The sequence below is a fragment of the Streptomyces sp. NPDC047886 genome (assembly GCF_043204435.1).
GTDB lineage: Bacteria > Actinomycetota > Actinomycetes > Streptomycetales > Streptomycetaceae > Streptomyces.
Window position 1 is genome coordinate 174,762 of record NZ_JBIDCF010000009.1, and the last position, 24,103, is coordinate 198,864.

Consider the following 24,103-nt stretch of genomic DNA (forward strand, 5'->3'; position numbering starts at 1 on the left):
CACGATGAACCGTTTGACCACGTCATGGGGCGCGTACGACCTCGCCCGCCACCCGGAGAACCCCCGCGACACCCTGCGCGCCTGGGACGCCGCCGACGAGTACCTGCTGCGGCACCTGGCGGAGCCGGAGTCGCCGGGGCTCACCGGCGACGTGGCCGTGGTCGGCGACCGATGGGGCGCCCTGACCACCTCGCTCGCTCCGCACCGCCCGGCCCCCGTCGGCACCCTGACGCACATCAGCGACTCGTACCTCGCCCGCGAGGCGGCCCGCGCCAACCTGGCGCGCGGCGGCGCCGACCCGTCGACCGTACGGTTCCTGACCACCCGGGACACTCCGCCGGAGCGCGTCGACGTGCTCCTGGTCCGTGTTCCCAAGAGCCTCGCGCTCCTGGAGGACCAGCTGCACCGCCTGGCTCCGGCCGTGCACCCGGGCACGGTCGTCGTCGCCACGGGCATGGTCAAGGAGATCCACACCTCCACCCTGAAGCTGTTCGAGCGGATCATCGGCCCGACGCGCACCTCGCTCGCGGTGAAGAAGGCCCGGCTGATCTTCTGCACGCCCGACCCGGCCATCGCCCGGACCGGCAGCCCCTGGCCCTACCGCTACACCCTGCCCGACGACGCCCCGACCGTGGCAGGCCGGACCGCCGTCAACCACGCGGGCGTGTTCTGCGCCGACCGCCTCGACATCGGTACGCGGTTCTTCCTCCGCCACCTGCCGACCGGCCTCGACGGCGCCACGGTCGTGGACCTGGGCTGCGGCAACGGCGTGGTCGGGCTGGCCGTGGCGGTCGCCGACCCCGGCGCCCGGCTGCTCTTCACCGACGAGTCGTACCAGGCGGTCGCCTCCGCCGAGGAGACGTTCGCGGCCGGCGCGCCGACCGGGGCCGAGGCCGGGTTCCGGGTGGGCGACGGGCTGGAGGGCGTACCGGCGGACTCGGTCGACGTGGTCCTGAACAACCCGCCGTTCCACAGCCACCAGGCGCTGACCGACGCGACCGCCCGGCGCATGTTCACGGGCGCGCGGCGCGCCCTGCGGCCCGGCGGCGAACTCCGGATCGTGGGCAACCGGCACCTCGGCTACCACGTGACGCTGCGGCGGGTCTTCGGCAACTGCGACGTCGTCGCGAGCGACCCGAAGTTCGTGGTGCTGCGCGCGGTCAAGCGGTGACCGCGCCGCCGCCCGGCCGGGAACCGACGCCGCCCGCGCGGGAGCGCCGGTGGGCGGCCACCCTCTCGCGGGTGGCGCAGCGGCGCGAGCAGTAGCGGCGGGGCACCCCGCTGCCCACCGCGAGGAAGACGTTTCCGCACGCGGTGGACGCGCAGACGCCTCCCGGCGGCCGTCGGCGGTCCCAGACGAGCACCGTCAGGCAGAGGCAGGACGACGCCAGGAACCATTCGCCCCAGGGCGCGTCGTCCGCGCTGTCCAGATGCGGATGCCAGGGGCTCGCCCCGCCGTGCGAGGTGAGCCGGAGCCGGCCCGGGGCGTCGGCGAGCAGCCGGTTCAGCGCGGTCGCGGCGGAGTCCACGTCGGAGGCGGCGAAGACCTCGCGCAGGGCGAGCGCCGCCGTACGCATCCGCTCGACGTCGTGCGCGTCGAGCTCCACGGGCTCGCTCTCGCCGTAGGCCCGCAGGACGGCGGCGATCGCCTCGGGTGCGGCGTCCCGGTCACCCGTCAGCGCGTTGACCAGTGCCACGGTACGGCCGGCCGTGGCCTGCACGGAGTGGCGGGCCGACCAGTCGTCGCCGGGGCCCCCACCGGTACGTGGGTCAGGGGAGGCGGGAGAGGGGGACATTCCTCGAATGTAACGCATCTGGTGGAGGTTTGCGTTACCTGCGTAACGTGCCGCGAGTGAAGAAGCGTTACGCACGTCCCGCTCTCTCCTCGCCGTCGGCGGTTTCCCGCCGACCCCTGCGGTCGTACGTCGCGGGCGCCGCCGTCGCCCGTATCGGCGACGAGATGTCCGGCCCCGCCCTGCTGCTCGCCGGGCTGGCCGTCACCGGCTCGGCCGCCTCGGCGTCGTCCCTGCTCGCGGGCCTCACCGTCTCGGCGGCCGTCGGCGGTCCCGTCTTCGGGGCACTGCTCGACCGGTCGGCGCACCCAGGCCGCCTGCTGGCTGCGGCCGTGGCCGGATACGCGACCGCCCTCGTGGTCGTCCTCATGGCACTGGGCCGGGCGCCGGTCTGGCTCGGTGTGCTGATCGCCGCCCTCGCGGGGCTGGCCGGCCCCGCGCTGTCCGGCGGCTGGACCGCTCAACTGCCCCGGGTCGCAGGCCCCGAGGCGCTGCCCCGAGCGACGGCGCTCGACGCGATGACGTTCCACGCGGCGGGCCTCGCGGGCCCCGCGCTGGCCGGAGCCGTCACCGCGCTGTGCGGCGCCCCGGCGGGCGTGATCGTGGCTGCGGCGCTCATCGCGGCGGCACTCCCGTCGGCCTGGACGCTGCCGCCCGCGTCGACGCCGCGTGCTGGCCGACCGGTGCCTGCGGCGCCGTTGCCGGCCGGGCCGCTGCCTCCTGTGCCGCCACGGTCCGCCGGGCCGGAGGCATCCGCGTCGACGCCGTCGCCGTCGCCGTCATCGGGGGCCCCTGTCCCCGCGTCCGGCCGGGCCGGGGCGTCGGCGGTGGACGCCGTCGTCCGGCTGGGCGGCGACCTCGCCGCCGGGTTCCGCGTCCTCCTCCGCCGCCGGGTGCTGGCCCGCGTCACCGCGGCATCCGTGGTCTCCTGTGCAGGTCAGGGCATGGTCGTCGCCTCCGCGCCCCTGCTCGGGCAGCGGTACATCGGGGGAGCCGGGCAGGGGGCGCTGCTGCTGTCCGTCGTCGCGGGAGCCGCACTCCTCGCCAACGCCCTGCTCGCCCGCAGCCCCCGGGCGCCGCGCCCCGAGGCCCTGTTCCGGGCCGGTACGGCACTGCTCGCGGTCGCGTTCCTCCTCGCGGCGACCGGCGGGCCGGTGCCGCTCGTCGTGGCCATGGTCCTCGCGGGTGCCGGGGAAGGGCCGCAGCTCGCCGCCTTGTTCGCGATCCGCCACCGGGAGGCGCCCGAGAACCTGCGCGGCCTGATCTTCACGACCGGCGCCAGCCTGAAGATCACCGGCTTCGCGCTGGGGGCGGCCCTCGCCGGTCGACTGGCGGGCGGCGCCGTCGGCGGCTCCGCCCAAGCGCTCTCGGGCGTCCTGCTCATCGCGGCCGGGCTTCAGGTGGCGGCGGCGCTCCTCTGCCCGGGAGCCGCCCCCGGAGCGTCGGACGGCTCCGGCACCCGCCGCCGAAAGGGATGTCGCGCTTCGGACACACCCGGTCGAGCGGGCGGACCGGTCCGCCGCCCGCCGGGCGAGGACGCTGCTCACCTCTCCGCCACCCCTCCCCTATTCTTGAATATGACTACTCATATCCATGAGTATGAGCCGGGAGTGCACGACACCGACGAAGGAGATGCCATGGCGCTGCGTCACGCCGTGCTGGCGGCCCTGCTGGACGAGGAGCTCAGCGGCTATCAGCTGGCCAAGGCGTTCGACCTGGGCGTCGCCAACTTCTGGCACGCCCTGCCCCAGCAGCTGTACGCCGAGCTGACACGGCTGGAGAAGGAAGGCTTCGTCACCGGGCGCGAGGTCGTCCAGGAGAACCGGCCGAACAAGCGCCTGTTCCGGGTCACCGACGCCGGTCTCGCCGAGCTGGCACGGTTCGCGGCCGACCCCTCCAAGCCCTCCTTCATCCGGGACGATCTGCTGGTCAAGGTCCAGGCAGCCGACCACGTCGACGCCGACACCCTGATCGGGCAGCTGACCGAGCGCGCCGCGTTCGCCGAGGCCAAGGCCGAGGTGCTGGAGGCCCTGCTGCGCAGGATGCGCGGCGACCGGTCGGAGGAGGAGTTCCTGCGCGAGGGCGAACGGATCGGTCCCTATCTGACCTGCCTGCGCGGTCTGGCCTTCGAGCGGGGCAACCGCGACTGGTGCCGGCGGAGCGCGGACGTCCTGCGGGAGAGGCGGCACGGCCGTGGCTGAATACCTGCGGTACGTCGCGCTCGGCGACAGCCAGACCGAGGGCGTCGGGGACGGCGACGACACCACGGGCCTGCGCGGCTGGGCCGACCGGCTCGCCGAACGGCTCGCCGTGACGAGCCCGGACCTGCGGTACGCCAACCTCGCCGTGCGCGGCCGGCTCGCCGGGCAGGTCCACGCCAGGCAACTGGGCCCCGCGCTCGCGCTGCGTCCGGATCTGGCCACCGTCGTCGCGGGCGTCAACGACCTGCTGCGCCCCCGGTTCGACCCGGACGAGGTGGCCGGTCACCTGGAGGCGATGTTCGCGGCGCTGACCGGCGCGGGCGCACGGGTGGTCACCCTGACGTTCCCCGACGTCAGCCGCGTCACACCGCTGGCCCGGCCGCTCGGCGCCCGCGTCCACACGCTCAACGAGCGCGTCCGCGAGGCCGCAGCCCGCCACGGTGTGACCGTCGCGGAGATCGCCCACCACGCGGTCGTCACCGACCCCCGGCTGTGGAGCACCGACCGGCTCCACGCGAGCCCCCTCGGCCACGCCCGTATCGCCGCCGCCGTCGCCCACACCCTGCGGCTGCCCGGCAGCGACGACGCCTGGACCCACCCGCTGCCGCCCCCGGCCGCCCCTGCCGCCGCCGGCCTGCGCGCCGCCGCGGCCGAGGCGCGCTGGGCGGCCGACTTCCTGGGCCCGTGGCTCACCCGCCGTCTGCGCGGCCGCTCATCCGGCGACGGCCGCCACCCCAAGCGCCCCCACCTGACCCCGATCGTCCCGGCCGCGCACTGAGCCGTCACCGGCGGACCGGTGCGCGCGCCCGCGACGTCACGGCCGGGAAGCGGACCCCGTCTCGCCCACGCCCGAAGGGCCGTTCCTGACCGGGCGCGTCAAGACCTTGGCGACGCACGCCGGGATCGCGGCGCCCTCGTCGTGACGGCGGGCCCGGTACGCGCTCGGGGTCTCGCCGACCAGCTCCGTGAAGCGCGAGCTGAACGACCCCAGTGACGTACAGCCGACCGCGAAGCAGACCTCCGTCACACTCAGGTCGCCCCTGCGCAGCAGCGCCTTCGCCCGCTCGACGCGGCGGGTCATCAGGTAGCTGTACGGCGTCTCGCCGAAGGCGGCGCGGAAGCTGCGGGAGAAATGCCCGGGCGACATGAGGGCGACGCGTGCAAGCGCCGGAACGTCGAGCGGCTCCGCGTAGTCGCGGTCCATCCGGTCACGTGCCCGGCGCAGCCGTACCAGGTCCTCAAGCGTCACGCGCTCCAGGATCGCACGGCGTCGGGACCGTGAGCGGGTCCACACGTCAGCGGCCCAACGGACAACGAGGAGACGTGGACGACAAAAGACGAAGGCAAGGAGAGTACGGACTCCTTGCCACTCTCAACGTATAGCGCACCGGGGGCCTTGCGGCAAGGCCCCCGTCGTGCCGCAGAATCTCCGGCCTAGGCCGGAACCCGCGGGAATCAGGGAGTGGACCACGCGGGGCAGCCGACCGAAGGAAGACCGTGTCGAATGGGGGATTTCATGATCGACGTCATCATCGCCGGGGGCGGGCCCACCGGCCTGATGCTGGCCGGCGAGTTGCGGTTGCGCGGCGTGCGCGCGCTCGTGCTGGAGAAGGACGCGGTGCCGACCGGGCAGTCCCGCGCGCTCGGTCTGCATGTGCGCAGTGTCGAGGTGATGGACCAGCGCGGTCTGCTGGAGCGGTTCCTCGCGCTCGGCCGGCAGTTCGCGACCGGCGGTTTCTTCGCCGGTATCGACAAGCCGTGGCCCGAGCGGCTGGACACCGCGCACGCGTACGTGCTCGCCATCCCGCAGGCGGTCACCGAACGCCTGCTGACCGAGCACGCCACCGAGGTCGGCGTCGAGATCAGGCGAGGCTGCGAACTGGTCGGGCTGAGCCAGGACGAACACGGGGTGGCGGCCGAGCTGGCCGACGGGACGCGGCTGCGCTCGCGCTACCTCGTCGGCTGCGACGGCGGCCGCAGCACGGTGCGCAAACTGCTCGGCGTGGGCTTCCCCGGTGAGCCCAGCAGGATCGAGACGCTGCTGGGCGAGATGGAGGTGGCCGTGGAGCAGGAGACGCTGGCCGCCGTGATGGCCGAAGTCCGCAAGACCCACTTCCGGTTCGGCGCCGTGCCTCTCGGCGACGGGGTGTACCGCGTGATCGTGCCCGCCGATGGGGTGGCCGACGACCGTTCGGTCCCGCCGACCCTGGAGGAGTTCAAACAGCGGCTGCGGGAGTTTGCCGGTACCGACTTCGGAGTGCACTCACCGCGCTGGCTGTCCCGGTTCGGCGATGCCACCCGGCTGGCCGAGCGCTACCGGACCGGCCGGGTGCTGCTGGCCGGCGACGCGGCGCACATCCACCCGCCGACCGGCGGGCAGGGCCTCAACCTCGGCATCCAGGACGCGTTCAACCTCGGCTGGAAACTCGCCGCCGAGGTGAACGGCTGGGCGCCGGAAGGGCTGCTGGACAGCTACCACGCCGAACGGCGTCCGGTGGCCGCCGCCGTGCTGGACAACACCCGCGCGCAGATGGAGCTGCTGTCACCCGAGCCGGGTCCCCGGGCGGTGCGCCGACTGCTGGCGGAGCTGATGGACTTCGAGGAGGTGAACCGGTACCTGACCGAGAAGATCACCGCGATCGGGGTCCGCTACGACTTCGGCGAGGGACATGAACTGCTCGGCCGGCGGATGCGGGACGTGGGGCTGAAGCGGGGGCGCCTCTACGAGCTGATGCGCGGCGGCCGTGGACTGCTGCTCGACCAGACCGGCCGGCTCTCGGTGGCGGGCTGGGCGGATCGGGTCGACCACGTCGTCGACGTCAGCGAGGAACTGGACGTACCGGCGGTGCTGCTCCGGCCGGACGGCCACGTGGCGTGGGTCGGTGAGGACCAGCGGGATCTGCTCAGCCGCCTGCCCCGGTGGTTCGGCGCCGCCACCGACTGAGCAAACGGGACCGCACAGCGGCGAGCCGCCCCGAGCCGCCCCAGGCAGCCCCGAGCCGCGGCTACGACGACCCCGGCGAGTACGAGCTCCCGGACTGGGTCGGAGACGACGACTTCGACCCCAGCAAGCTTCCCCAGACAGCGAAGACCGCGTCGAGCGACCACGACAGCAACAACCGGACCCACGTCGACCGCACCAAGACGGACACGAACAACGTCGTCCAGCAAAGGAAGCAGGGCCTCCCAGGACTGGTTCGAGAAGGAGCTCGACAAGGAGCACGAGAAGAACAAGAAGGAGTACGGCGACAACGCCGACGCCTACACCGCCCGGATGAAGAAGGCCGGCGAAGGGCAGCCGGATGACGTCAAGCGAGCCATCATCGCCGCTTTCAAGAAGGTCGCGAACTTCCTCCTGAAGGACATCTGGGAGAAGGTGCGGGAGTTCATCGACAGCCTCATCCAGGCACTCAAGGAAGTCGTGCAGTGGTTCGAGGCCCGCTGGAAGGACATCAAGGACTGGTTCTCGCGCACCTTCGGCTGGTGAGCCGCCCCTGACCGGCAGCGCCACACCGGCCTCCATCCCGCGCACCACCGGACACCCTGCGGTCCCGCGCCAGGCCTACGGCGCGGCGTGATCGCTGGGCAAGCCTCGCTCGTTGGGACGGGAACCGTCCCAACGAGCGAGGCTCCACGACGTTGTCCGAGGAGCCCCAAGGAGAAATCCGCCCGTCGGCCCGACACCGGGCGGCTGCCCGTCTACCTGGGCTCCGTGGCGGATGAGGCAACCGCCTGAACGCTTCGCAACCGGCGGAGCGGTACGCCTCGGCCGATCCCGACAAATACCCACAGCCCATACGGTTGTGCCCCCTCGACCCCGACCCGCGCCCACTGGTCCGGTCGCGATGCGGCCCGCTCGGCGGCTGCCTGACTGTTGGCACCCTTGTGCCACGCCCTCGCCTCGGCGCCCGCCCGCTCGGCGTTGTCACCCCGGTACCAGTGCCGACTCCGGCCTCGGCCGAAGCGCCGCCGGCTCGAGGACCCGGACGGCGCGGCCGGGCAGCGAGACCAACGACTCCCGCGTCGCGTCAGGGCCCGCTGGTCCCCGTAGGTAGTCCCGCATCCGCCACCGCAGATCCGCCCGACCGAATCGGCCCGCCACCCGCGCGAACACCGACTCCAACTCCGCAGTCCCCCCCCTGGACCTCAACCATCCCCACCATGCACGGGCAACGATGAGAACCAGCTCAGGACGCGAACCGCTGCTGGAGTACCAGTCGCCCTGACCGGCCACGAAAAGAGCTTCACGGACTACGCCTGGTCTGGGCATGATCCCACCGTGCATGTGGACAAGGGCCATCGCGGGCAGGGACGGTACGCGCTGACGGACACAGGAAGCGGCCATGTCTGGGGCGTCTGCGCCGAGGTGGAGGGATTGTTCCGGGAATCCATGCGCGGGACGTACGAACTGTTCGGCTGGGTTCCGGATGGAGCCGAGGTACGCGGCTGGGTCGGCGACCGGGTGTGGCTGGTGCCGGAGGACAGGACGCTCGATGCCTGGCTGCTGGAGGATGTGGAGAGTTTCGGACAGTACCCGGGAAGGGACGGTCTCGTGCTCACCGGTCTGGACGAATACGAGGGCCCGCCCGAGGGACACCGGGCTCCTGCCCGACTGCATGACGGATACCGCTGGCTGGGCTCCTGCCGGGAGTTCGCCCGCGTCCTGCCGCCCGAGCAGGCAGAGCCTCCGCTCGTCCTGCTGGGCCTCGCCCCGGGTGATCGGCTACGGCGGGCACTGGCGACGGGCACCCGGCGCACGCTGGACCTGGAGGAGGCGCGGCTGGAGATTCGGGACGACCGGGGCGAGCCGCTCACCGATCGGCTGCTTCGGCCCGAAGTCCGCACGTGGCGGCCGTCCTCCCGTGGCACGGACCTGATCGACCTGGAACTCGACGGATACGTCGCACCCGTACCGGAATACGCCCGGCCCGTCTGGGAGCGCTGGCTAGCCGGCCCGCCGGAGGCCCCTGGCGCCTGGGGCGGGCTCGAGACCCGTCAGCGTGGGGCCTGGCTCGATCTCGTCCGGGAGCGGGGCTGTCGGCTCAAGCGCCAGGACCGGCAGGCCGGGCACGTGTACGAGCTGGATGGCCGGCACATCACCGACGAACCAGGCCTCTACCTGGCACTCGGCGAGGCCGTCAACGGGCCGGGCGGCTACTTCGGCGGCTGCCTGGACGCCCTCGTGGACTGTCTGCGCGGCAGCTTCGGCTACACCGCCCCCGCAACCCTGGTGGGACGCCGCGACCGCGCGCGAGCACCTGTCCCGCGTCCTGGCGCCGGCCACCATTGCATAAAACTGCAAGGCTGCGTATAGTCATGCCATTCCTGGAGGAGGGTTCATGTCGGTACGGGTCGCAGTGGCAGGCGCGAGTGGGTATGCGGGCGGGGAGGTGCTCCGGCTGCTGCTCGCCCATCCCGAGGTCGAGATCGGCGCGCTGACCGGTAACTCCAACGCCGGGCAGAAGCTCGGTGTGCTGCAGCCGCACCTCGTCCCGCTCGCCGGGCGGGTGCTGGAGCGCACCGACACCGAGATCCTCGCAGGCCACGACGTGGTGTTCCTCGCCCTTCCGCACGGGCAGTCCGCCGCCGTGGCCGACCAGCTCGGAGACGACGTCCTCGTCATCGACATGGGCGCCGACTTCCGGCTGAGGGACGCCGCCGACTGGGAGAGGTTCTACGGCTCACCGCACGCCGGGACCTGGCCCTACGGGCTCCCCGAGCTGCCGGGTGGCCGCGTCGCGCTGGAGGGGTCCAAGCGCGTCGCGGTGCCCGGTTGTTACCCGACGGCCGTGTCGCTCGCGCTGGCCCCCGCGTACGCGGGCGGGCTCGCCGAGCCGGAGGCCGTCGTCGTCGCCGCCACCGGCACCTCCGGCGCGGGCAAGGCGCTCAAGCCGCACCTGCTGGGCTCCGAGGTCATGGGCTCCATGTCGCCGTACGGCGTCGGCGGCGTCCACCGCCACACGCCCGAGATGATCCAGAACCTCAGCGCGGTGGCCGGTGTGCCGGTCGGGGTGTCGTTCACGCCGACCCTCGCCCCGATGGCGCGCGGCATCCTCGCCACGTGCAGCGTCAAGGCCACCCCCGGCACGACCGCCGAGGACGTACGGGCCGCGTACGAGAAGGCGTACGCCGACGAACCGTTCGTCCACCTCCTCGCCGACGGCCAGTGGCCCGCGACGGCGTCCGTCTACGGTTCCAACGCCGTTCAGGTGCAGGTCGCGTACGACGCGTCGGTCGGCCGCATCATCGCCATCAGCGCCATCGACAACCTCACCAAGGGCACCGCCGGTGGCGCGGTGCAGAGTATGAACATCGCCCTCGGACTGCCCGAGGGGACCGGACTTTCCATGATCGGAGTCGCACCGTGAGTGTCACGGCAGCCAAGGGGTTCTCGGCGGCGGGCATCGCCGCCGGAATCAAGGAGAACGGCAATCCGGACCTGGCCCTCGTGGTCAACAACGGTCCGCGCCGCGCCGCCGCGGGCGTCTTCACCTCCAACCGTGTCAAGGCCGCCCCCGTGCTGTGGTCGCAGGAGGTCCTGAAGACCGGCGAACTGGCCGCGGTCGTCCTCAACTCGGGCGGCGCCAACGCCTGCACGGGCCCCCAGGGCTTCCAGGACACCCACGCCACCGCCGAGAAGGCCGCCGAGGTACTGGACATCGGGCCGGGCGAGGTCGCCGTGGCGTCCACCGGCCTCATCGGCATCCTGCTCCCCATGGACAAGCTGCTGCCCGGCGTCGAGAAGGCCGCCGCGGAGCTCTCCGAGCACGGCGGCGAGAAGGCCGCCATCGCGATCAAGACCACCGACACCGTCCACAAGACGGCGGTCGTCACGAAGGACGGCTGGACCGTCGGCGGCATGGCCAAGGGCGCGGGCATGCTCGCCCCCGGCCTGGCCACCATGCTGGTCGTCCTCACCACCGACGCCGACGTGGCCGCCCCGGACCTCGACAAGGCGCTGCGCGAGGCGACGCGGCTCACCTTCGACCGGGTCGACTCCGACGGCTGCATGTCCACCAACGACACGGTGTTGCTCCTCGCCTCCGGCGCGTCCGGCGTCACCCCCGCGCACGACGACTTCTCCGCCGCCGTGCGGGAGGTCTGCGACAACCTCGGCCGCCAGCTCATCGGCGACGCCGAGGGCGCCAGCAAGGACATCCGGGTCGAGGTGGTCAACGCCGCGTCCGAGGACGACGCCGTCGAGGTCGGCCGGTCCATCGCCCGGAACAACCTCCTCAAGTGCGCCATCCACGGCGAGGACCCCAACTGGGGGCGGGTCCTGTCCGCCATCGGCACCACGTCCGCCGTCTTCGACCCCGACCGCCTGAACGTCGCCATCAACGGCGTCTGGGTCTGCAAGAACGGCAGCGTCGGCGAGGACCGCGACCTCGTGGACATGCGCTACCGGGAGGTCACCATCACCGCGGACCTCGCCGCCGGCGGCGAATCCGCCGTGATCTGGACCAACGACCTCACCGCCGACTACGTCCACGAGAACAGCGCGTACAGCTCATGAGCACGCATCCGGGCGCGAGCACGCCCACCGACACGAACACGGGCACGGGCACAGGTAGGGGCACGGGCACGGGCACCGGCGTGAGCGCCAACACGGCGCGCAAGCACACCGCGCTGCCCAAGGCGCAGATCCTCATCGAGGCCCTGCCCTGGCTGACCCGACACCGCGGCAAGACCGTCGTCATCAAGTTCGGCGGCAACGCCATGGTGAACGAGGAGCTGAAGGCGGCCTTCGCCCAGGACGTCGTCTTCCTCCACCACGCCGGCCTCCGGCCCGTCGTCGTGCACGGCGGCGGCCCGCAGATCAGCGCCGCCCTCGACAAGCACGGCATCGTCAGCGAGTTCAAGGCGGGACTGCGGGTCACCACCGAGGACGCGATGGACGTCGTACGGATGGTCCTCGCCGGACACGTGCAGCGCGAGCTCGTCGGGCTGCTCAACCAGCACGGCCCGCTCGCCGTCGGGCTCACCGGCGAGGACGCCCACACCATCACCGCGACCAGGCACCAGCCGCGCATCGACGGCGAAGCGGTCGACATCGGCCGGGTCGGCGAGATCACGGCGATCGACACCGGCGCGATCGAGGCGCTGCTCACCGACGGCCGCATCCCGGTCGTCTCCTCGATCGCCCGCTCCGAGGATGACGGACATGTCTACAACGTCAATGCTGATACGGCGGCTGCGGCACTCGCTGCGGCGCTGGGCGCCGAGACGCTGATGGTGCTGACCGACGTCGAGGGCCTGTACGAGGACTGGCCGAACAGCGACGAGGTCATCAGCCGGCTCAGCGCCACCGAACTGGAGAAGCTGCTCCCCGAGCTGTCCAGCGGCATGGTCCCCAAGATGGAGGGCTGCCTGCACGCCGTGCGCAACGGGGTCACGACCGCCCGCGTGATCGACGGCCGTGTCCAGCACTCCATCCTGCTGGAGATCTTCACCGACGAGGGAATCGGCACCATGGTCGTGCCGGACGAGCATGGGGGGACCGCATGAGCACGCAGAGGAACGAGGGCGATCCGAGCGCCCAGTCCGGCCACAGCATCCAGGCCGGCGACCCCAGCATCCAGGCCGGCGACCCCAACGGCCAGTCCGGCCCCAGCGGCCAGTCCGGCCCGAGCGGCCAGGTCGGCCACAGCGACCGGCCCGGCGGTACGGCCGCCGGCCGGGCCGGGGAGGCGGGCCGGGGCAGCCGGGACCTCGCGCGGCGCTGGCGGGGCGCGCTGATGGACAACTACGGCACCCCGCAGCTCTCCCTCACGCGCGGCGCGGGCGCGACGGTGTGGGACGCGGACGGCACCGAGTACCTCGACTTCGTCGGCGGTATCGCCGTCAACGCGCTCGGCCACGCCCACCCCGCCGTCGTCGAGGCCGTCTCGCGCCAGATCGCGTCCCTCGGCCACGTCTCCAACCTCTTCGTCGCCGAGCCGCCCGTCGCCCTCGCCGAGCGGCTGCTCCAGCTCTTCGGCCGCCCCGGCCGGGTGTACTTCTGCAACTCCGGGGCCGAGGCCATCGAAGCCGCCTTCAAGATCGGCCGGCTGACGGGCCGTTCCCACATGGTCGCCACCACCGGCGGCTTCCACGGCCGGACCATGGGCGCCCTCGCGCTCACCGGCCAGTCCGCCAAGCAGCAGCCGTTCCTGCCGCTGCCCGGCGACGTCACCCACGTCCCGTACGGGGACGCCGAGGCCCTGCGCGCCGCGGTCACCGAGGAGACCGCGCTCGTCGTCATCGAACCCATCCAGGGCGAGAACGGTGTCGTCGTGCCGCCGCCCGGCTACCTGAAGGCCGCCCGCGAGATCACCCGGGCCACCGGCACCCTCCTCGTCCTGGACGAGGTGCAGACCGGTATCGGCCGTACCGGCCACTGGTTCGAGCACCAGGCGCACGGCGTCGAGCCCGACATCGTCACCCTGGCCAAGGGCCTCGGCGGCGGGCTCCCGATCGGCGCGGCGGTCGCGTTCGGCGAGGCGGCGGACCTCCTCAAGCCCGGCCAGCACGGCACCACCTTCGGCGGCAACCCCGTCGCGTGCGCCGCCGGACTCGCCGTGCTCGACACGCTGGCCGCCGACGGAGCACTCGACCAGGTCAAGCGTGTCGGCGAGCGGCTGCGTGCCGGAATCGAGGCCCTGGGCCACCCGCTGGTCTCCCACGTCCGTGGTGCGGGCCTCCTGCTGGGTATCGTGCTCACCGGACCGCTCGCACCGCAGGTGCGGCAGGCGGCCCAGGACGCCGGTCTCCTGGTGAACGCGCCCGCTCCCGATGTCGTACGGCTCATGCCGCCGCTCGTCATCGGTGACGCCGAAGTGGACGCCTTCCTCCGGGCCCTGCCCGGCGCCCTCGACGAAGCCAACGGGGAAGGACGATCCGGAGAATGACGCGACGATGACCGAGGCGCACGACAACGGGCACACCGGACCGTCGGTCCCGCACACCCGCACAGCACGACACCGCCGGATCGTGGACATCCTGAACCGGCAGCCGGTGCGCTCACAGAGCCAACTGGCGAAGCTCCTCGCGGACGACGGGCTGAGCGTCACGCAGGCGACGCTCTCCCGCGACCTCGACGAGCTCGGTGCGGTGAAGATCCGCAACACCGGTGGTGAGCTGATCTACGCGGTGCCCAGCGAGGGCGGCTTCCGTACGCCCCAGGCCCCGCTCGGGGAGTCGGCCAAGGAGGAGCGCATGCGGCGCCTCTCCGGTGAGCTGCTGATCTCCGCCGAGGCGTCCGCGAACCTGGTGGTCCTGCGGACGCCCCCGGGCGCGGCCCAGTTCCTCGCCTCGGCCATCGACCAGGCCGAACTGCAGGCCATCCTCGGCACCATCGCCGGGGACGACACGCTGCTGCTCATCTCCCGCGACCCGGCCGGCGGGCAGGCGCTCGCCGACCATCTGCTGCGCCTCGCCCAGGGGTAGGGGGCGTCCGGCCGGCGGGCTCAGGCGCGGGTGATCGCCGTCGGCCCCGGTGAGGTCGTGCCGATCGCGATGTGCGGGCGGGCGGCGGGCCGGACCCAGGCCAGGATCCGGGCCATCGCGTCCTTCGGTACGGACACGCAGCCGGCCGTCGGCCCTTCGCCGTTCACGTGCAGGAAGATGCCGGCGCCACGGCCGCGTACCGGCCGCTCGTAGTTGAACCCGATCACCAGCGCGTGCGCGTACCGGGCGCCGTATGTGATCAGGTGCTCCGCCTCGGCGGCGCGGCAGTCCCGGGGGAGGCCCTCCACCCACCGGTTGTACGCCCGCGACTCGTTGTCCTGGCACCACCACGACGCCCGCGTCACCCGGCGGTACCGGTATCCGGTGCCCGCCGGGGCACGCTCCGAGCCGAACGCGTACGGCATGTCGTACAGGCCCGTCGGAGTGGTCGACGTGCCCTGCCTGCGCTGTTCGCCGTCGACCAGCCCGCCGGCCCCGAACCGTGCCCGCGCCGACCCGGCGGGGATCCACCGCCCACCGCGCAGGTCCCACCAGCGCACCGTCCCGGTGGTCGCGTCCGGGCCCGGAGCCTCGGCGGTGATCAGCTGCGTTCCGCCCCCGGTGTCGGCCATCGACGCGGGCAGCGGCGGCGGTGCCGGCCGAGGGGTGCCGGGGGCGCCGGGGGCGGCGGGGGAGAGCGGCAGGATCAGCAGGGCGGCGGCGAGGCCGAGTCCGAGGCGCATGGCTCCCGACCGTAAGCGCCCCACCGGCCGCGCGCTCCCCGGGCGCGCCGAAGGGGTGCGGGCGCGGTGCTAGGCGGGCGCCACGCCCCGGGCATGTGAGCCGCCCTCAGGTGCCGCGTCCGGGCCCGTGCGCCGTCCCGGAGTCGCCGTGTCCGGGCCCGTGCGCCGTCCCGGAGTCGCCGTGTCCGGGCCCGTGCGCCGTCCCGGAGTCGCCGTGTCCGGGCCCGTGCGCCGCCCAGAGTGGCCGCGCCGGGGCCGTGCGCCGTCCCGGAGCGCCGCGCGCCGGGGCGGTCAGGCGTCCCGCCGCGCCCCGGCGGGTCAGCGCGTCCTGGGCGGCAGCGGCAGCGGAAGCGCCGGGAGGCCGTCGAGGCTGCTGCCGACGTGCTCCTTCTTCTCGCAGTACGCCGCGAACTCCTCGTCGGTCTTGCGCCCGAAGTGCTCGGCGTGCTGGGTGCGCTCCTCGCGGTACTCCATGAACGGCACGGCGAACCCGCAGGCGTCGCTGATCCGTACGGCACGGACCAGGACGATCGCGCGCGCGGCGGGGCCGTCGGCGCCCTGGAAGTGCCCGATGTACCCGGCCCAGCGCGGGTCGTCCCGGAAGATCGCCTCGCCCCGGCCGTGCACCCGCAGGACCTTCGGCGGCCCGCTGAACGCGCACCACATCAGGGTGATCCGGCCGTTGCCCTCCTCGCGCAGGTGGGCGATCGTCTCGGCGCCGCTGCCGCCGAAGTCCAGATAGGCGAGCGTCCGCTCGTCGAGCACGACGAGGGTGCCCTTGCGGCCTTTGGGGGAGAGGTTGACGTGGCCGTCGCCCGTCAGCGGGGCGGTGGCCGTGAAGAAGACCGGCTGCTCCTCGATGAACGTGCGTATGCGGCCTTCGATGCCTTCGTAGCGTTGTCCCATGCGGCGATTATCGCGATCAAGAGGGGCCGTTCGCCGGGCGTTTCCCCCCTTGACAAAAGGCCCGTTGACAAAACATACGGAGGTCTGCATAGTTATACCTGTCAGTGATTGCACCGTAAGGAGAAACCCCGTGACCGAGCGCGTCGTACTCGCCTACTCGGGCGGCCTTGACACCTCCGTCGCCATCGGCTGGATCGCCGAGGAGACGGGTGCCGACGTCATCGCCGTCGCCGTGGACGTCGGCCAGGGCGGCGAGGACCTGGACGTGATCCGCAAGCGCGCGCTCGCCTGTGGTGCCGTCGAGGCCGAGGTCGCGGACGCCAAGGACGAGTTCGCCGAGGAGTACTGCCTCCCGGCGATCAAGGCCAACGCCCTCTACATGGACCGCTACCCGCTCGTCTCGGCGCTCTCCCGGCCCACGATCGTCAAGCACCTCGTCGCCGCCGCCAAGAAGCACAACGCCTCGATCGTCGCCCACGGCTGCACCGGCAAGGGCAACGACCAGGTCCGCTTCGAGGCCGGTATCGCCGCCCTCGGCCCCGACCTGAAGTGCATCGCCCCGGTCCGTGACTACGCGATGACCCGGGACAAGGCGATCGCCTTCGCCGAGAAGGCCGAGCTGCCGATCGCCACCACGAAGAAGTCCCCGTACTCCATCGACCAGAACGTCTTCGGGCGGGCCGTCGAGACCGGCTTCCTCGAGGACATCTGGAACGGCCCGATCGAGGACATCTACGAGTACACGTCCAACCCGGCCACGCCCCGCGAGGCCGACGAGGTCGTCATCACCTTCAAGGCGGGCGTCCCGGTCGCCATCGACGGCAGGCCCGTCAGCGTCCTCCAGGCGATCCAGCAGCTCAACGAGCGGGCCGGCGCCCAGGGCGTCGGCCGGATCGACATGGTCGAGGACCGGCTCGTCGGCATCAAGTCGCGCGAGGTGTACGAGGCGCCCGGCGCGATCGCCCTGATCACCGCGCACCAGGAGCTGGAGAACGTCACCGTCGAGCGTGAGCTCGCCCGGTACAAGCGGCAGGTCGAGCAGCGCTGGGGCGAGATGGTCTACGACGGCCTGTGGTTCTCCCCGCTCAAGCGGGCCCTGGACGGCTTCATCAACGAGGCCAACCAGCATGTCTCCGGCGACATCCGGATGACCCTGCACGGCGGCCGCGCCGTCGTCACCGGCCGGAAGTCGGACGAGTCGCTGTACGACTACAACCTCGCCACGTACGACTCGGGCGACACGTTCGACCAGTCGAAGGCGCAGGGCTTCATCGACATCTTCAGTCTCTCGGCGAAGATCGCCGCCCGGCGGGATCTGCGGGCCTGACCCGGCGTGACCCCGCCCGGCCCGACATCGTTCACCACCGCCTCCCCGGCCTTCCGTGCGGGGAGGCGGTGTCACACCCACCCTCGTGACCTTCTGAGGAGTTCCAAGCTGTGAGCAGCAACAACGGTGACGTCCGGCTCTGGGGCGGCCGGTTCGCCGACGGCCCGGCCGAGGCGCTGGCGAAACTCTCGGCGTCCGTCCACTTCGACTGGCGGCTCGCCCCGTACGACATCGCCGGCTCCCGCGCCCACGCGCGCGTGCTCCACAAGGCCGGGCTGCTCACCGAGGACGAGCTGACCCGCATGCTGGCCGGTCTCGACCTGCTGGAGGCCGATGTCGCGTCCGGCGACTTCGTCGGCACGATCGCCGACGAGGACGTCCACACCGCCCTGGAGCGCGGTCTGCTGGAGCGTCTCGGCCCGGACCTCGGCGGCAAGCTGCGCGCCGGCCGGTCCCGCAACGACCAGGTCGCCACGTTGTTCCGGATGTACCTGCGCGACCACGCCCGGATCATCGGCGGCCTGATCGCCGACCTCCAGGACGCGCTGGTCGGTCTCGCCGAGGCCCACCCGGACGTCGCCATGCCGGGCCGCACCCACCTCCAGCACGCCCAGCCGGTGCTGTTCGCCCACCATGTGCTCGCCCACGTCCAGTCCCTCTCCCGGGACGCGGAGCGGCTGCGGCAGTGGGACAAGCGCACGGCGGTCTCCCCGTACGGCTCCGGCGCCCTGGCCGGGTCGTCGCTCGGGCTCGACCCGGAGGCGGTCGCCAAGGACCTCGGCTTCGAGAACGGCAGCGCGGGCAACTCGATCGACGGCACGGCGTCCCGGGACTTCGTCGCCGAGTTCGCGTTCATCACCGCGATGATCGGCGTCAACCTGTCCCGGATCGCCGAGGAGGTCATCATCTGGAACACGAAGGAGTTCTCCTTCGTGACCCTGCACGACGCCTTCTCCACCGGCTCCTCGATCATGCCGCAGAAGAAGAACCCGGACATCGCCGAACTCGCGCGCGGCAAGTCCGGCCGTCTCATCGGCAACCTCACGGGCCTGCTCGCCACGCTGAAGGCGCTGCCCCTCGCGTACAACCGCGACCTGCAGGAGGACAAGGAGCCGGTCTTCGACTCCTGCGACCAGCTGGAGGTCCTGCTCCCCGCGTTCACCGGCATGATGGCGACCCTCACGGTCAACCGTGAGCGGATGGAGGAGCTCGCACCGGCAGGCTTCTCGCTCGCCACGGACATCGCGGAATGGCTGGTCAAGCAGGGCGTGCCGTTCCGGGTGGCGCACGAGGTGGCGGGCGAGTGCGTCAAGGAGTGCGAGGCGCGGGGCATCGAGCTGGACCAGCTCACCGACGAGCAGTTCGCCAAGATCTCCGAGCACCTCACGCCGCAGGTGCGGACCGTACTCAACGTGCCGGGCGCCCTGGCCTCCCGTAACGGCCGCGGCGGCACCGCCCCGTCGGCCGTCGCCGCGCAGCTCGCCGAGGTCAAGGCGGACCTGGTGATCCAGCGCGCCTGGGCGGACGCCAGGAAGTAGCCCCGCCCCACCCCGTACCGCCGTTACAGCGCCGCCGCCCAGTCCGCGAGCGCGTCGAAGTCGGGCCGCGTCAGGCCGACCCGCTCATCGACGCGCACCAGCAGGGCGGCGGCGAGGTGTTCCCGCTCCACCATCTCGCGGTCGTACGCCGTGATGTCGTCGTCAACCCAGGCGAACGGCCGCCCCGCCGCGTACTCCAGGATGTACCGCGTCTTCCAGAAGGTCCCGCGAGGGGCCTTCCCGTGCATCTCGGGCCAGTCGATGTACGGCAGCTCGGGCAGCCCGAGCCGCGGCCCTATCCACTCGTTGGCCTCGCCCTTCCAGGTCGTCGCCCAGACGAGTTCGTACGCCCCGGCCAGCGCGCGCAGCTCCGCGCCGTGCTCCGGGGTGAGCCACACCCGCAGGGGCCGTCCGTCCGTCCACCCGGTCGGTCGCATGCGATGCGTCAGGTAGCCCTCCGGCCGTCGATGCGGCTTCGCCGCGTAGGGGTTGAGCGGTCCGTCCACGTCGATCAGCAGCAGCGGCTTCATGTGCCTCGGCATTCAGTCCTCCTCGTGGGTGAGTCCATCGGATTTCGAATGAGACGTTGATGTCTCACATGGGTTATGGTTGTCTCATGAGTGTTGACCGTGACCAGGTGCTCCGCACCGCCGCCGCCCTGCTGTCCCGCAAGTCGACCGCCACCATGGACGAGGTCGCGCGTGCCGCCGGGATCGGGCGCGCCACCCTGCACCGGCACTTCGCCGGGCGTGACGCGCTGGTCAGGGCGCTGGAGGAGCTCGGCATCCGGGAGTTCGAGGCCGCCATCGAGGCCGCCGCGCTCGATGACGGCCCCGCCGAGGACGCCCTGCGACGGCTCGTCGCCGGGGTGGAGCCCGTCGCGGGGCTGCTCTCGTTCCTGGTCACCGAGAACCAGCTCTTCGAGGGCGACCAGATGAACGAGGGCTGGGACCGCCTCGACGCCCGGGTCTCGGCGCTCTTCCGGCGCGGTCAGGAGCGCGGCGAGTTCCGCATCGACCTCACGCCCGCCTGGCTCACCGAGGCCCTCTACGGGCTCGTCGGCACCTGTGCCTGGGCGGTGCAGGACGGGCGGGTCGCCGCCAAGGACTTCCAGTACATGATCGTCGAGTTGCTGCTCGGCGGAGCGCGCAGGAGCGTGGAGCAATGACCCGAACCGACCGGCTCGCCGAGGACACGGAGGTCACCCACCGCCCCGGCCGCTGGCTGGCGCTGGGGGTCCTCGTCCTGGCCGTACTGCTCGTGGCCGTCGACGCCACCGTCCTCGGTCTCGCCACCCCGTTCCTCAGCGAGGACCTCAAGCCGTCCGGCACCCAGCTCCTGTGGATCGGCGACGTCTACTCGTTCGTCATCGCCGGACTGCTGGTCTCCATGGGCAGCCTCGGCGACCGCATCGGCCGGAAGCGGCTGCTGCTGACCGGTGCGACCGCCTTCGGCGCCGTCTCGGTCCTCAACGCCTACGCCACCAGCCCTGAGATGATGATCGTCGCACGGGCCCTGCTCGGGGTGGCGGGCGCGACCCTCATGCCGTCCACGCTGGCGCTCATCCGCAACCTCTTCCACGACCCGCGCGAACGCAGCATGGCCATCGGCATCTGGGGCGCCATGGCGTCGGCGGGCGCGGCGGTCGGTCCGGTCGTCGGCGGATTCCTGCTGGAGCACTTCTGGTGGGGATCGGTGTTCCTGATCAACCTGCCCGTCATGGCGGTGCTCGTCGTGGTCGGCGTGAAGCTGATCCCCGAGTCGAAGAACCCGGCGCCCGGTCCGTGGGACCTGCTCTCCGTCGTCCTGTCGCTGATCGGCATGGTCGGGGTCGTCTACGCCGTCAAGGAGGCCGCCGCGCACGGCTTCCGGCTCGACGCCGCCCTGGCGGCGGTCGTCGGCGTGGCCGCGATGACCTGGTTCGTCCGCCGCCAGCTCACCCTGCCGACACCGCTGCTCGACATGCGGCTGTTCCGGCACCGGGGGTTCTCGGGGGCCGTGCTCGCCGACCTCCTGACCATCCTCGGCCTGTCCGGCCTGGTGTTCTTCCTCTCCCAGTTCCTGCAGCTGGTCCAGGGCCGCCATCCGCTGGAGGCGGGCCTCGCCGAACTGCCCGCGGCCATCGGCGCGGTGACGGCCGGTCTCGCCGCCGGGGTCGTCGCCCGCAGGTTCTCCGTACGGTCCGTGGTGTCAGGCGGCCTCGCCGCGGTCGGTCTGGCGCTCGCGGTGCTGACGCTGCTCGACCGGTCCACGGCGTATCCGCTGCTCGGCGCGTCCCTGCTCGTGGTCGGCGTGGGTGCGGGTTTCGCCTTCACGGTCACCGCCGACGTCATCCTGTCGAGCGTGCCCAAGGAGCAGGCGGGCGCGGCGTCCGCCGTGTCCGAGACCGCGTACGAACTGGGCGCCGCGCTCGGTATCGCGCTGCTCGGGTCCATCGTGACGGGCGTCTACCGGGACTTCGTCACGCCCCCGGGCGTCCCCGGCGGTGTCGCGGCGGCCGCGCACGAGTCGCTGGGCGGCGCGGTGGAGGCGGCGACCGCCCTGCCGGAACGTTCCGCCACGGCGCTGGTCTCCGTCGCGCAGGAGGCGTTCGTGGACGGCCTGCGCATCGCCGCGGGAGTCGGCGCGGCCGTCCTGCTGGCGACGGCGGTCGCGGCCTGGTTCCTGCTGCGGGGCCAGAAGCTGGAGGACGGGGCCGAACACCCGTGACGTACGGGCGCCCCTGACGTACGGGCGGGGCCGGTGGCGTCCCTGGCGTAGGGGCGGGGCCGGTGGCGTCCCTGGCGTACGGGCGCCCCTGACGTACGAGGAAGGGCCGCACCCCTACCGGGTGCGGCCCTTCCGCCGTGTCCGAGCCGCCGTCAGGCCGCCTTCGCCTTCGTGGCGTACATGTCCACGTACTCCTGGCCGGACAGCCGCATGACCTCCGCCATCACCGAGTCCGTCACCGCCCGCAGCACATAGCGGTCGCGGTCCATGCCCTCGTACCGCGAGAACTCCATCGGCTCGCCGAACCGGACCGTCACCCGGCCCGGCCGGGGCAGCCCCGCGCCGCCCGGCTGGAGCTTGTCCGTACCGATCATCGCGAACGGCACCACCGGCGCGCCGGTCATCAGCGTGAGCCGCGCGATGCCAGTGCGGCCGCGGTAGAGCCGGCCGTCGGGGGAGCGGGTGCCCTCCGGGTAGATGCCGAAGATCCTGCCGTCCTCCAGCACACGGCGACCGGTCATCAGCGCGGCCACACCGCCGTTGGCGCCGTCCCGGTCCACCGGGATCATGCCGACCCCCGTGAAGAACCACGCCATCAGCCGTCCCTTGACGCCCTTGCCGGTGACGTACTCGTCCTTGCCGATGAAGCACACCTGCCGGTCGCAGACCAGTGGCAGGATCATCGAGTCGATGAACGTCAGGTGGTTGCCCGCCAGAATGACCGGCCCGGTGCCCGGGATCCTCTCGGCGCCTTCCACCTGTGGGCGGAACATCAGCCGCATGACCGGGCCGAGCACTGCCTTGATGAGCGCGAAGCGGGACAACGAGTCCTCCGGTGTCGTGAGCGGTCGCGGTCGCGGTCCTGATACGGCCGACGAAGTCCGTGCAGGTGAGGACGATACTCGCGGGTCACGTCCGATCGCACATCGGGTTCACCGAGTCGATACGGAGTGTTGACCTACGTTTTCCACTCGTTCGTCCAAGGGCACCCGTACGTAAGACGTAGCCGCCTACCATCAGGCCGCTCGACCGACGCTCATCACCGTACGAAGACGTTCGAAGACCTTCGAAGGCATACGAAGACCCACCGAAGGCATTCGGCTTCGAAGACGGACGACAAACCGACCGAAGGAGCTTTCATGACACAGGGCGCGCGCAGGACACCGGACCGGCGGACGGTGCTCGGAGCGGCGGTGCTCGGCTCGGCCGCGGCCCTCTCCGTGAGCGGCGTCACGGCCGGGACGGCGGCGGCGGCCGGACCCGGAGCCCGGCACGGCGGCCGCGGCCCCGCCTACCGGCACCTGCCCGTCCCCACCGTCATCGCGCACCGGGGCGCGAGCGGCTACCGCCCCGAGCACACCCTCGGCTCCTACCAGCTCGCCCTCGACATGGGCGCCGACGTCATCGAACAGGACCTGGTGCCGACCAAGGACGGCCATCTGGTCTGCCGGCACGAGAACGACATCACCGCGACGACCGACGTCGCCGACCACCCCGAGTTCGCGTCCCGCAAGACCACCAAGACGGTCGACGGCACCGCGCTCACCGGCTGGTTCACCGAGGACTTCACGCTCGCCGAGCTGAAGACCCTGCGCGCGAAGGAGCGCATACCGGGCACCCGTCAGGAGAACACGCTCTACGACGGCCGCTGGGCCGTCCCCACCTTCGACGAGGTCCTGCGCTGGGCCGAGCGGGAGGGCCGCCGCCGCGGCCGGCAGGTCTGGCTGCACGTCGAGACCAAGCACCCCACCTACTTCCGCGCGCTCGGCCTCGGCCTCGAGGAGCGGCTCGCCAGGCTGCTGCGACGCTACGGCCGCCACCGCGCCGACTCGCCGACCTTCCTGCAGTCGTTCGAACCGACCAGCATGGAGCGCATGTCCCGGCTGGTCGCCACCCCGCGCGTGGTCCTCCTCTGGACGCCGGACGACCGCCCGTGGGACTTCGTGGAGGCCGGCGACCCGCGTACCGTCGCGGACCTCGTCACGCCCGAGGGCCTCGACTGGATCGCCTCGTACGCACAGGGCATCGGACCGCTGCTCGACCTGGTCATCCCCAAGGGCGCCGACGGCAGACTGGGCACGCCCACCACCCTGGTGCGCGACGCGCACGCCCGCGGCCTGGTCCTGCACCCCTACACGCTGCGCAACGAGAACAGCTTCCTGCCCGCCGACTTCCGGCGCGGTACGGACCCGACCGCCTACGGCGACGTGTTCGGCGCGTACGCGGCGTACTTCGCCACCGGAATCGACGGCATCTTCACCGACCAGCCGGACACCGGCCTCCTCGCGGCCGCCGACTTCCGCGCCCGCCGCTGACGTCCACGTCCCACCCGGGGGGCGCCGCGCCGGGGGCCCGCCCGGCGCGGCGCCCCCCCGCGCGGGCCCCCCCCCCCGGCCCCGGGGCCGAGGCCCCCCCCGGCGGCGCCGCCCGGCGCCCCCCCCCGGCACCCGCCGGCCCC

The 24,103-nt window shown here is 72.5% G+C and carries 20 protein-coding genes and 3 pseudogenes; 17 read left to right on the forward strand and 6 right to left on the reverse strand.

What is annotated here, in order from left to right; translation table 11 throughout:
• Nucleotides 1-4 precede the first annotated feature (4 nt).
• On the forward strand, nt 5-1,171 hold the full coding sequence (locus tag ACGF5U_RS26325) for a methyltransferase (protein ID WP_392715267.1): 1,167 nt from the start codon (nt 5-7) through the stop codon (nt 1,169-1,171).
• On the opposite strand, the gene ACGF5U_RS26330 is transcribed toward ACGF5U_RS26325, so the two are convergent.
• Nucleotides 1,161-1,796 (reverse strand): CGNR zinc finger domain-containing protein, encoded by a 636-nt coding sequence (locus tag ACGF5U_RS26330; protein WP_392715266.1) that lies wholly within the window; start codon nt 1,794-1,796, stop codon nt 1,161-1,163. The genes ACGF5U_RS26325 and ACGF5U_RS26330 overlap by 11 nt on opposite strands.
• 164 nt (nt 1,797-1,960) lie before the next feature.
• Between ACGF5U_RS26330 and ACGF5U_RS26335 the strand changes: the two are divergent.
• The 3 genes and pseudogenes from ACGF5U_RS26335 to ACGF5U_RS26345 all read left to right on the forward strand — a co-directional run.
• Nucleotides 1,961-2,998, forward strand: a pseudogene (locus tag ACGF5U_RS26335) (MFS transporter); the annotation flags it as partial.
• A gap of 432 nt (nt 2,999-3,430) precedes the next feature.
• Nucleotides 3,431-3,994 carry a PadR family transcriptional regulator gene (locus ACGF5U_RS26340; protein ID WP_392715466.1) on the forward strand — a complete coding sequence of 188 codons (564 nt, stop codon included), beginning with the start codon at nt 3,431-3,433 and terminating at the stop codon, nt 3,992-3,994.
• Nucleotides 3,987-4,772, forward strand: coding sequence for an SGNH/GDSL hydrolase family protein (locus tag ACGF5U_RS26345; RefSeq protein ID WP_392715265.1), 786 nt, complete (start codon nt 3,987-3,989; stop codon nt 4,770-4,772). Before ACGF5U_RS26340 ends, ACGF5U_RS26345 begins: the two co-directional genes overlap by 8 nt.
• Before the next feature lie 36 nt (nt 4,773-4,808).
• On the opposite strand, the gene ACGF5U_RS26350 is transcribed toward ACGF5U_RS26345, so the two are convergent.
• Nucleotides 4,809-5,243 (reverse strand): helix-turn-helix transcriptional regulator, encoded by a 435-nt coding sequence (locus ACGF5U_RS26350; protein ID WP_392715264.1) that lies wholly within the window; start codon nt 5,241-5,243, stop codon nt 4,809-4,811.
• A gap of 267 nt (nt 5,244-5,510) precedes the next feature.
• Between ACGF5U_RS26350 and rox the strand changes: the two genes are divergently transcribed.
• The 8 genes and pseudogenes from rox to ACGF5U_RS26390 all read left to right on the forward strand — a co-directional run bounded on the left by rox (nt 5,511) and on the right by ACGF5U_RS26390 (nt 14,422).
• Nucleotides 5,511-6,938: a rifampin monooxygenase gene (gene rox / locus ACGF5U_RS26355; protein ID WP_392715465.1), complete on the forward strand. Its 1,428-nt coding sequence runs from the start codon at nt 5,511-5,513 to the stop codon at nt 6,936-6,938.
• Nucleotides 6,939-7,268: 330 nt separating this feature from the next.
• Complete coding sequence (locus ACGF5U_RS26360) at nt 7,269-7,481, forward strand: hypothetical protein (protein ID WP_392715263.1); 213 nt, start codon at nt 7,269-7,271, stop codon at nt 7,479-7,481.
• A 792-nt stretch (nt 7,482-8,273) separates the two neighbouring features.
• Nucleotides 8,274-9,273, forward strand: a pseudogene (locus tag ACGF5U_RS26365) (barstar family protein); the annotation flags it as partial.
• 60 nt (nt 9,274-9,333) lie between these two features.
• Entirely contained in the window at nt 9,334-10,362 is a 1,029-nt protein-coding gene (argC, locus tag ACGF5U_RS26370; protein WP_392715262.1) for an N-acetyl-gamma-glutamyl-phosphate reductase, read from the forward strand.
• Nucleotides 10,359-11,510, forward strand: a complete 1,152-nt coding sequence (gene argJ, locus ACGF5U_RS26375) for a bifunctional glutamate N-acetyltransferase/amino-acid acetyltransferase ArgJ (protein WP_392715261.1) — start codon at nt 10,359-10,361, stop codon at nt 11,508-11,510. The genes argC and argJ overlap by 4 nt, the downstream gene beginning before the upstream one ends.
• Complete coding sequence (gene argB / locus ACGF5U_RS26380) at nt 11,507-12,502, forward strand: acetylglutamate kinase (protein ID WP_392715260.1); 996 nt, start codon at nt 11,507-11,509, stop codon at nt 12,500-12,502. The genes argJ and argB overlap by 4 nt, the downstream gene beginning before the upstream one ends.
• A complete protein-coding gene (locus ACGF5U_RS26385; protein WP_392715259.1) occupies nt 12,499-13,884 on the forward strand; it encodes an acetylornithine transaminase in 1,386 nt (461 codons plus the stop codon). The genes argB and ACGF5U_RS26385 overlap by 4 nt, the downstream gene beginning before the upstream one ends.
• 7 nt (nt 13,885-13,891) lie before the next feature.
• Nucleotides 13,892-14,422, forward strand: a complete 531-nt coding sequence (locus ACGF5U_RS26390) for an arginine repressor (protein ID WP_392715258.1) — start codon at nt 13,892-13,894, stop codon at nt 14,420-14,422.
• A 20-nt stretch (nt 14,423-14,442) separates the two neighbouring features.
• Here ACGF5U_RS26390 and ACGF5U_RS26395 read toward each other — a convergent pair whose 3' ends face one another.
• Nucleotides 14,443-15,165, reverse strand: coding sequence for a L,D-transpeptidase (locus ACGF5U_RS26395; protein WP_392715257.1), 723 nt, complete (start codon nt 15,163-15,165; stop codon nt 14,443-14,445).
• Nucleotides 15,166-15,483: 318 nt separating this feature from the next.
• Nucleotides 15,484-16,071: a pyridoxamine 5'-phosphate oxidase family protein gene (locus ACGF5U_RS26400; RefSeq protein WP_392715256.1), complete on the reverse strand. Its 588-nt coding sequence runs from the start codon at nt 16,069-16,071 to the stop codon at nt 15,484-15,486.
• 130 nt (nt 16,072-16,201) lie between these two features.
• On the opposite strand from ACGF5U_RS26400, the gene ACGF5U_RS26405 reads away from it, so the two are divergent.
• On the forward strand, nt 16,202-17,398 hold the full coding sequence (locus tag ACGF5U_RS26405; protein WP_392715255.1) for an argininosuccinate synthase: 1,197 nt from the start codon (nt 16,202-16,204) through the stop codon (nt 17,396-17,398).
• A gap of 110 nt (nt 17,399-17,508) precedes the next feature.
• Entirely contained in the window at nt 17,509-18,936 is a 1,428-nt protein-coding gene (gene argH, locus ACGF5U_RS26410) for an argininosuccinate lyase (protein WP_392715254.1), read from the forward strand.
• Nucleotides 18,937-18,959: 23 nt separating this feature from the next.
• Here argH and ACGF5U_RS26415 read toward each other — a convergent pair whose 3' ends face one another.
• On the reverse strand, nt 18,960-19,466 hold the full coding sequence (locus ACGF5U_RS26415; protein ID WP_392715464.1) for an HAD domain-containing protein: 507 nt from the start codon (nt 19,464-19,466) through the stop codon (nt 18,960-18,962).
• 86 nt (nt 19,467-19,552) lie between these two features.
• Here ACGF5U_RS26415 and ACGF5U_RS26420 point away from each other — a divergent pair, with 86 nt between their 5' ends.
• Both ACGF5U_RS26420 and ACGF5U_RS26425 read left to right on the forward strand, forming a co-directional pair.
• Nucleotides 19,553-20,104 (forward strand): TetR/AcrR family transcriptional regulator, encoded by a 552-nt coding sequence (locus tag ACGF5U_RS26420; protein ID WP_392715253.1) that lies wholly within the window; start codon nt 19,553-19,555, stop codon nt 20,102-20,104.
• Nucleotides 20,101-21,645 (forward strand): MFS transporter, encoded by a 1,545-nt coding sequence (locus tag ACGF5U_RS26425; RefSeq protein WP_392715252.1) that lies wholly within the window; start codon nt 20,101-20,103, stop codon nt 21,643-21,645. The genes ACGF5U_RS26420 and ACGF5U_RS26425 overlap by 4 nt, the downstream gene beginning before the upstream one ends.
• 152 nt (nt 21,646-21,797) lie before the next feature.
• Here the strand turns inward: ACGF5U_RS26425 and ACGF5U_RS26430 are convergent.
• Nucleotides 21,798-22,512: pseudogene (locus tag ACGF5U_RS26430) on the reverse strand (lysophospholipid acyltransferase family protein).
• 272 nt (nt 22,513-22,784) lie between these two features.
• Between ACGF5U_RS26430 and ACGF5U_RS26435 the strand changes: the two are divergent.
• A complete protein-coding gene (locus tag ACGF5U_RS26435) occupies nt 22,785-23,960 on the forward strand; it encodes a glycerophosphodiester phosphodiesterase (protein WP_392715251.1) in 1,176 nt (391 codons plus the stop codon).
• Nucleotides 23,961-24,103: the final 143 nt, after the last annotated feature.